The 8,481-nt window shown below is 29.5% G+C and carries 10 protein-coding genes; 8 read left to right on the top strand and 2 right to left on the bottom strand.

The genetic code is table 11. The features are described 5' to 3' along the window. Positions 1-146: 146 nt before the first annotated feature. Together ACO6OL_RS06635 and ACO6OL_RS06630 are read right to left on the bottom strand one after the other, a co-directional pair. On the bottom strand, positions 147-659 hold the full coding sequence (locus ACO6OL_RS06635; protein WP_485502573.1) for a hypothetical protein: 513 nt from the start codon (positions 657-659) through the stop codon (positions 147-149). Between the two features lie 4 nt (positions 660-663). Next, complete coding sequence (locus tag ACO6OL_RS06630; RefSeq protein ID WP_294681213.1) at positions 664-1,008, bottom strand: winged helix-turn-helix transcriptional regulator; 345 nt, start codon at positions 1,006-1,008, stop codon at positions 664-666. A 171-nt stretch (positions 1,009-1,179) separates the two neighbouring features. On the opposite strand from ACO6OL_RS06630, the gene ACO6OL_RS06625 reads away from it, so the two are divergent. The 8 genes from ACO6OL_RS06625 to mnmA all read left to right on the top strand — a co-directional run bounded on the left by ACO6OL_RS06625 (position 1,180) and on the right by mnmA (position 7,957). Continuing rightward, positions 1,180-1,770, top strand: coding sequence for a nitroreductase family protein (locus tag ACO6OL_RS06625; RefSeq protein ID WP_485502572.1), 591 nt, complete (start codon positions 1,180-1,182; stop codon positions 1,768-1,770). A gap of 241 nt (positions 1,771-2,011) precedes the next feature. Continuing rightward, positions 2,012-2,464, top strand: coding sequence for a tRNA (adenosine(37)-N6)-threonylcarbamoyltransferase complex ATPase subunit type 1 TsaE (tsaE, locus tag ACO6OL_RS06620; RefSeq protein ID WP_485502571.1), 453 nt, complete (start codon positions 2,012-2,014; stop codon positions 2,462-2,464). Then, a complete protein-coding gene (tsaB, locus tag ACO6OL_RS06615) occupies positions 2,458-3,126 on the top strand; it encodes a tRNA (adenosine(37)-N6)-threonylcarbamoyltransferase complex dimerization subunit type 1 TsaB (RefSeq protein WP_485502570.1) in 669 nt (222 codons plus the stop codon). Before tsaE ends, tsaB begins: the two co-directional genes overlap by 7 nt. Continuing rightward, entirely contained in the window at positions 3,110-3,562 is a 453-nt protein-coding gene (rimI, locus tag ACO6OL_RS06610) for a ribosomal protein S18-alanine N-acetyltransferase (protein ID WP_485502569.1), read from the top strand. Before tsaB ends, rimI begins: the two co-directional genes overlap by 17 nt. Continuing rightward, a complete protein-coding gene (gene tsaD, locus ACO6OL_RS06605) occupies positions 3,549-4,589 on the top strand; it encodes a tRNA (adenosine(37)-N6)-threonylcarbamoyltransferase complex transferase subunit TsaD (RefSeq protein ID WP_485502568.1) in 1,041 nt (346 codons plus the stop codon). Before rimI ends, tsaD begins: the two co-directional genes overlap by 14 nt. Before the next feature lie 90 nt (positions 4,590-4,679). Further along, a complete protein-coding gene (locus ACO6OL_RS06600; RefSeq protein WP_485502567.1) occupies positions 4,680-5,495 on the top strand; it encodes a phosphotransferase family protein in 816 nt (271 codons plus the stop codon). A gap of 225 nt (positions 5,496-5,720) precedes the next feature. After that, positions 5,721-6,842, top strand: a complete 1,122-nt coding sequence (locus ACO6OL_RS06595) for a cysteine desulfurase family protein (protein ID WP_485502566.1) — start codon at positions 5,721-5,723, stop codon at positions 6,840-6,842. Between the two features lie 2 nt (positions 6,843-6,844). Next, the gene (mnmA, locus tag ACO6OL_RS06590; RefSeq protein ID WP_314091099.1) at positions 6,845-7,957 is read left to right on the top strand and encodes a tRNA 2-thiouridine(34) synthase MnmA; all 1,113 of its coding nucleotides are present in this window, start codon (positions 6,845-6,847) and stop codon (positions 7,955-7,957) included. Positions 7,958-8,481 lie beyond the last annotated feature (524 nt).

Below are 8,481 nucleotides of genomic sequence, written 5' to 3'. Positions count from 1 at the left end.
GTTAACTTTATTTAAAACATCAGATTGTGTTTACACAAAAATCTTGACACTGCCGAAAAATCTGCTTCTCTTTTTAAATTATTAGTGTATAAAGTACAAAAAGATTCTAACAATATAGGAGGTTAGAATCTTTTAAAAAATGATATTTATTTAGGTTTCTTCGATATCAATGCTGAAAAATCTAAATCATCGTATTTGCTTTTATTAAGACCAGTTAATGAATCGAAGTCAGTGTCAGGGAATAATGGATCAAAATCATCTATACTAGTATTTGAGTGTTGTCTCGAAGAATCTTTGTTAAACTCATTTCCATTAGTATTCAATAATTGACTAGTTTCACCGTAATAATTAGGCTCCTGTAATTGAGTACTCTCTTCGTAATTATACTCTATTGAAACTTCTCCAAAATTTTCGTTAGTTGATTCTCGAGGGTTATAAAATAATACACCGTATTCCTCTAAAAGTTCTTCTTTTGAATAATTTTCTAGAGGATCTTCTATAGGAGATATTGTACTTTCATATATTTTTTTGACAACATTTTCATCTGTTTGAATTTTATTGTCTTCAATCTTCCAAGTCGAAATAAGCCTATGTATTATATCTAATTGTTCATCTGAAAGTAGGTGAAGTTTTGATTTAATTTCATTTAGTTTATCCATAACTTTATACTGCTTCTTTATTTTCTTTTAAATATTCAATGTAGTCGTTTCCCCAAATTTCTAATTCATTAAGTACTGATTGAAATTTTTTACCAATATCTGTTAAGCTGTACTCAACTTTTGGTGGAATTTGAGCATAAACTTTTCGATTTATTAATCCATCTTGTTCTAATTGTTTTAATTGTTTTGTTAACGTTGCTTGGGTAATTGTCCCTAGTGATCTTTGCAACTCATTAAATCTAACACTTTTATCTTCCAGAAGATGAAGAATAAGAATTGTCCATTTTCCAGATAATATTTTTTGAGTTGTAAAAAAGGGGCATTTTCCAAAAGGTTCTTGTTGTTCCATAAAAAATCTCCTTGAAATTTTGTTGGTATTATACAATTCTATCTTAAAAGATACTTACTATCATAAAAAAACGTACTTGTTATTTTTGGGGTAAATATTATAATTATATATATAATAATTATAAAACAAATAATAAAGTTTGGCAATAGCTAAAAAACGGAGGACATAATAATGACAGAAGCAAAAAATTTATATCAAAACAGAAGAAGTGTTTATGCACTAGGTAAAAACTTACCAATTTCAGAACAAGAAGTATTAGAAATTATTGATAATGCAGTTAAATACTCACCAAGTGCTTTTAACTCACAAACTGCACACGCAGTAGTTTTACTAGGTGAAAATCACCAAAAACTTTGGAATATTACATTTGGTGAATTAGAAAAATTCTTACCGAATGAAGAAGCTAAAGCAGTTACGAAAGGTAAAATCGATAGTTTTGCTGCAGCATATGGAACAATTTTATTCTTTGAAAATCACGATGTAGTAAAAGGACTTCAAGAACAATTCCCAGCATATGCTGACAACTTCCCAATTTGGTCAGAACAGTCAACTGGAATTGCATCATTTGCAGTTTGGAATGCATTAGCAGAGGCTGGAGTTGGAGCTAACATTCAACACTATAACCCAGTAATTGATGAAAAAGTTGCTGCTGAATGGAATATTCCTGCAAACTTAGTACTACGTGCTCAAATGCCATTTGGTGAAAAATTACAAGAAGCTGCACCAATTGAAAGAACTTCAAGAGTAAGAGTAGTAAAATAAGATTTGATTTAACCACGGATTAAATGAGTAATAATAACGCTGAGATAGTAATATCTTGGCGTTATTTTATGATTTTATTAGAAATGATTACTAAGCGAATGATTTAGTTAATGAAAGATTCTTAATTTTTAAAAATGGTTATTTCTATAAAACATTATTTATACCTTTAGTTGTTGGAATATGCTGATAAATATGATATTATAATAGTTGGTATATAAATAAAGATTTAGAAGGTTTAATAATGTTAAAAATAGTAATAAGAGATTTAGAAGATACTAAACGTTTAGCAAAAATAGTTAGTGAAGGTATAGAAGATAGATTAGTACTTTTGTTAAATGGAGATTTAGCAGCAGGGAAAACAACTTTTACTAAGTATTTAGCAGAATATTTAGGGGTTAAGAGTGTGGTTAACTCACCAACTTTTAATATTATGAAAGAATATAAGTATCCTAATGGAAAGTTGTATCACATTGATGCTTATCGTTTAGAAGATAGTGATGAAGATTTAGGATTCGAAGATATTTTCTTTGAAGATAATGTTAGTGTTATTGAGTGGGGAGAGTTTATTGAAGACTTTATACCGAAAGAAAGATTAATTTTTAATATTCGATTAGTAGATGACCATAGAGAAGTTGAAATTATCTCTAATGGTGAATATGAAAAAATAGAAGAAAGGATTCGTGAAAATTGGTAAGTTTAATTGTAGAAGCTTCGAACGGAGTATGTTCAATTGCATGTTTTGAAGAAAAAAATATTCTAGCTGAAAAAAACTTTGTATGCAGTAATAATTTATCTGCAGTTATTTTAGAAGAAATAGAAAATTGCTTAAAAGAAGCAAATAAGAAAAAAACAGATTTAACAGAAGTAATATCAAGTGAAGGTCCAGGATCCTATACAGCAATTCGTGTAGTCGCGGCAGTATGTAAAACACTAGCTTATACACTAAAGATTAAACTGAAAAAAGTTTCTTCTCTAAAATTACAGGCGTTATTGGAATTTGATAGTAATAAGCTACTTGTTCCATTTATTGATGCGCGCCGTGGTAATGTTTTTGGTGCGGTATATAAAAATGAAAATCAACAATTAGTAGAAGTGCTGGAAGAAGGATATTATTCACTTGAAGAAATCAATGATTTCCTTGTTTCTCAGAACAAAGAATATGTATACATTAGTAAAGATATAGAAAAATTGAATGAACTTCTTCTTGATGGATTAAAAAATGATGAAATGGTTCGAGCAGCTAATGTTGTAAAAATATACGATTCTTTAGAAGAGGTTGATTGTTATAATATGAAGCCACAATATTTAAGAAAAACTGAAGCAGAAAGGGAACTTGAGAATGATAAAAGTAAATAAGGTAAATATTAATGATTTAGATGTATTATCAAGAATTGATATAGATAACTTTGAAGATGCGTGGACAAAAGAGATGTTTAAATCTGAGTTGGAACACGCTAATGCAGAATACTATGGATTATTTAATGATGATGAAATTATTGGTTTTTGTGGTGGTTGGTTAGTTGCTGATGAATATCAAGTTAATAAAATAGTCATCGACAAACCGCACCAAAATAAAAAACTAGGTCAAATTTTCTTCACTTATGTTATGCAACTTTTAAAATTAAAAGGTGTAAAAAAAGCTATTGTAGAAGTGCGTGTAAGTAATATGCCTGCAATAACTGTATACGAAAAAGCAGGATTTAGTACTATTGATATAAGAAAGAATTATTACAAAAATAATGGCGAAAATGCGTATGTGATGGTAAGGGATTTTAGCAATGAAAGAATTTAAGAATTTAGATAATATAACCATATTAGCTATAGAAACAAGTTGTGATGAAACTAGTGTAGCTGTAGTTAAAAATGGTAAAGAAGTACTATCGAATATTGTAAGTAGTCAAATTGAAACACATAAGAAATTTGGCGGGGTAGTACCTGAAATAGCGAGTAGACAACATATAGAAGTAGTAATGCAAATTGTTGAAGAAGCTCTAGAAGAAGCAAAAACAACATTAAATGAAATAGATGCAATTTGTGTGACACAAGGACCTGGATTAATAGGTTCATTACTAGTTGGTGTTAATGTGGCGAAAACATTAAGTTATGCTTTAGATAAACCACTAATTGCAGCACATCACATTGCAGGGCATATCTATGCTAGTAATATTGATAATGATATAGTATACCCATCACTAGCACTTGTAGTTAGTGGAGGACACACTGAACTTGTATATTTAAAAGATGAACTTGATTTTGAAATAATCGGTTCTACTCATGATGATGCTGTAGGTGAAGCCTATGACAAAGTTGCTAGACAGTTAAATCTTGAGTACCCTGGTGGCCCTAAAGTAGACAAACTAGCTAAGTTAGGTGAAGATAAGTATAAATTCCCTCGTGCAATGATAGACAGTGATGATTATAACTTTAGTTTTTCAGGGATGAAGTCAGCGGTAATTAACTTTGTTCATAATGCAAAACAACGAGGAGAAGAAATTATACCTGAAGATTTAGCATGCAGTTTCCAAACAGCGGTAGTAGAAGTTTTAATCGCAAAAACTAAGAAAGCTATTATAAATTTAGGTGTTAAGCAGTTGATTTTAGCAGGTGGTGTTGCGGGTAATAGTGAACTTCGTAAGCAAGTATTAGAACTAGAACAGCAATTAGGAGTAGAGGTACTTATTCCAAAAATGAGTTATTGTAGTGATAATGCTGCGATGATGGGAGCAGCAGGATATTATTATTATAAAAATAATATATTTGCTAATCCATTAACGTTAAATGCGAAGTCAACATTGAATTTAGAAGAAGTTAAAGGATAAGAATTCAAAAAGGAGTTAATTCAAAAAATAGATTTTGCTGAAATCATGTTTTTTGAGTAACTCTCTTTTTATGAATATTTTGGTGTGATTATGAAAAGACAACTTGATGAATTATTAGATGCAAACGTGCAAAAAATAAATCATATTTCTGAAAATAAGCATTTTATAGGATTTTCTAAAAAATTAGGAGAAAGAGTATTCGTTAAAATTTTTAAAGATTCATTAAAATATAAACTAGAGTATGAAGTATTAAGAAGTAAAGGTAATTTATTATTAGATTTTCCTAAATGTTCTGCACTAGTACTGAAATATGAAGATTATATTCCATTAAATAAAGAAAGCGTAAATGATGAAGATACAATAAAAATAGCCAAGCTAATATCTGATTTTCATAGAGGGAATTGGTTCTCAATTGGACACGAAAAAGGATTTTCATTGAAGAAAGTTTTAGAGAAAAATGTATATAGATTGACTGATAGAAAAGAATTTACTAAAATATGTAAACTACATTCTAAGATTCAAAAAAATATTAGTAAGTTAGATGAAGAATATGTAAAAACTTTAGTTTTAATTCATGGTGATTTTGGTCTTAGAAACATTATGAAAAAAGATGATCATTTGGTATTAATAGATTTTGAAAGAGTAAAATATGCAAGTTATTATTTAGATTTTATTAAATATTTTTATCAAGATTTAGATAATGATAAAAGAAAAATAGAATTGTTTTTAGAACATTATTATGAATATTCAAATGAGGAAGTTCTTTCTAAGGAACTAGAGTACTGCCTGATTTTTATCTCAGCACTAGGTATTTTAAACTATACCAAACGTGTTGAAGATAAAGAATTTGAGGAGTTAGGATTAAAGATGTTAAGTGATGTTGAAAATTATTTTGGACAAATTTGAGATTGACCAATAAAAGTTCCAAATCTTGAAAAAAGGTTAAATGAGTATTCATAGATACGATAGTCTATTGATATTTAATGAATTTTATGGGAGAAATTCGATGAAATTGATTGGGATTTTTGAGTCGCTCCCTATGTAGAAGAGATTGTAGGAAAAGTGGTTTTGATTTTATTTGACTATTATTTGTGTTAAAATATAATATGATTAATATTAGGAGGCGATGATATGGCGAATATTTATTTAGATTACGCAGCAACATCAAGAAAACATTTTGATATCATAGAAAAAAATATGAATATACTAAAAGAAGTCTATGCTAATCCAAGTAGTAGCCATACTCTAGGTAAGAAAAATAATAGGCTAGTTCGTGAAGGGCGTGAAAAAATAGCTAAAACTCTAAATGCAAGTAGTAATGAAATAATTTTTAATTCAGGTGGTACTGAAAGTAATAATACAGTATTCAATCATGTATTAGCTAGATTTAAAACTGGAGAAATAATAATTTCATCTATAGAACATCCATCCGTTAAATCTAGTGCTAAAAGACTTGAAAAGTTTGGATTTAAGGTTCATGAATTATCAGTAGATGAAAGTGGAGTTATATCTCTTGATGAATTGAAAGAAAAGATTAATTCTAAGACGGTGTTGATTTCAATAATGCTAGCTAATAATGAGACTGGGGTATTAAATCCTATAAAAGAGGTTTCAGAACTTATTGCGGATAAAAATATACTATTGCATAGTGATATTGTTCAAGCTTTAGGTAAAGTTGAAATTGATGTGAAAGAATTAGGTTTGGATTTTGCTTCAGCTTCAGCACATAAAATTGGTTCACTTAATAATTTTGGATTTTTATATGCAAAAGATGGAGATGTTGAGCCATTATTATTAGGTGGAGGTCAGGAAAATGGTCTTCGTTCTGGGACGACTGACTTACTAGGGATACTAGTTCTTAATGACTGTTTATCAGAGACATTAGATTCAATTCCAGCTCTTAGAGAATTGAAACATTACTTTATTTCTGAACTTGAGAAAAATGAAGTTGAATTTGAAGTAAACGGATCTATAGAGAATTCATTGCCGAATATATTGAATATTTATTTTAAAAATATTGAAGCACAGCGACTGATTACATATTTAGATGCGCACGACATTTATATTTCTGGAGGATCTGCTTGTAGTTCAGGAAATATTAAAGGAAGTCGTATAATAACAGAGATGTATAATATTGAACGTGCAGCACATTCTGTAAGAATGAGTGTTGGCTTTGATACAAGCAAAGAATTAATTGATGAAGTTGTAGAAAAGATTGTAACTTTAGAGAAAAGAATTAAAGAAAGGAATTAATAATGAATAGCAACAAAAAAGTAGTAGTTGGAATGAGTGGTGGAGTTGATTCATCAGTAACAGCATATCTTCTAAAACAACAAGGATATGATGTTATCGGGGTTTTCATGAAAAACTGGGAAGAAAAAGATGACAGAGGAGTTTGTCTTGCAGAAAAAGATTATGAAGATGTAATTAAAGTATGTGAACAATTAGATATTCCTTATTACTCTATAAACTTTGAAAAAGAATACTGGGATAAAGTATTCACTTACTTCTTAGATGAATACAAAAAAGGTCGTACACCTAACCCAGATATTATGTGTAATAAAGAAATTAAATTTAAAGTTTTCTTAGAATATGCAGAAGATTTAGGTGCGGATTATGTAGCAACAGGGCACTATGCACGAGTTAAAGATGTTGACGGAGAACGTTTAATGTTACGTGGTGTTGATAATAATAAAGATCAAACTTACTTCTTATCTCAATTGAAACAACACCAAATTAAAAATATTTTATTCCCTGTAGGAGAACTAGAGAAAAAAGATGTTCGTAAGATTGCAGAAGAAGCGGGTCTTGCGACAGCGAAGAAAAAAGACTCGACTGGTATTTGTTTCATCGGTGAGAAAAACTTTAGAGAATTTTTATCTCAATACCTACCAGCTCAAAGTGGTAAAATGGTGGATTTAGATGGTAATGTCCGTGGAGAACACATTGGTTTAATGCATTATACAATCGGTCAACGTCACGGTTTAGGTATTGGTGGAACTAAAGATACAGAAGGTGAAGCATGGTTTGCATGCGGTAAGGACCTTGAAAACAATATACTGTACGTTTGCCAAGGATTCCACAATGAAAAACTATATTCAGATAGTTTACTGGCTAGTTCACTATCATTTACAACAAAAAATCCACAACCTAATAAATTCACATGTACTGCAAAATTCAGATATCGTCAACCAGATACTGAAGTAGAAGTAGAAGTATTAGAAGATAACAAAGTAAAAGTTGTCTATAAAGAACCAGTGCGTGCTGTTACTCCAGGACAAGCGGTTGTTTTCTATGATGGAGATGTTTGTCTAGGTGGAGCGATTATCGATGAAGTATACAAAGATGGGGAAAAACTTCAACTTTAATATAAATAAATCCTAAATGTTAGAATAGTTTCTACTGTTTAGGGTTTTTAGTTTACAAAAATTAGGTAGGTTAAATTAAATAGTATTTGAAATTTACAAATGTGACAGCATACATACTATCAAGGAATTGAGTATTAATAGAAAAAAAGAATTTTTAGTATAATAAAAATGGAAATAGAAGATAAGTTTTAAGCCGACTTTGACAGTTTTAGACACTAGAAAAACCTGATGAAAGATGTAGCTACAGCTTTTTATCAAGATGAGATTGATTAATAAATAAACTGAAAACAACTCAAAAATCTTGATTTCGGTGAAAAAAGATTTTGTTAAAATTGGACATTCTCATTTTAACATTTCCAACTAAGAAGCTTTTTAAAGGCGAATTTAGATATTAATAAATCTCTGTGTCTATGAGTTCTCATATAAACTTTATTAAAATTTAGGAGTTTTGAATCAGCCCTTTTTCTATTTTTACAAAATTTAAATTTTATATGTAACTGAATTTATTATAACTTCATAGCGAA

This window comes from Gemella sp. (assembly GCF_057272915.1).
Note: the sequence above shows the minus strand (reverse complement) of the source record. Positions and strands in the feature narration are given on the sequence as shown.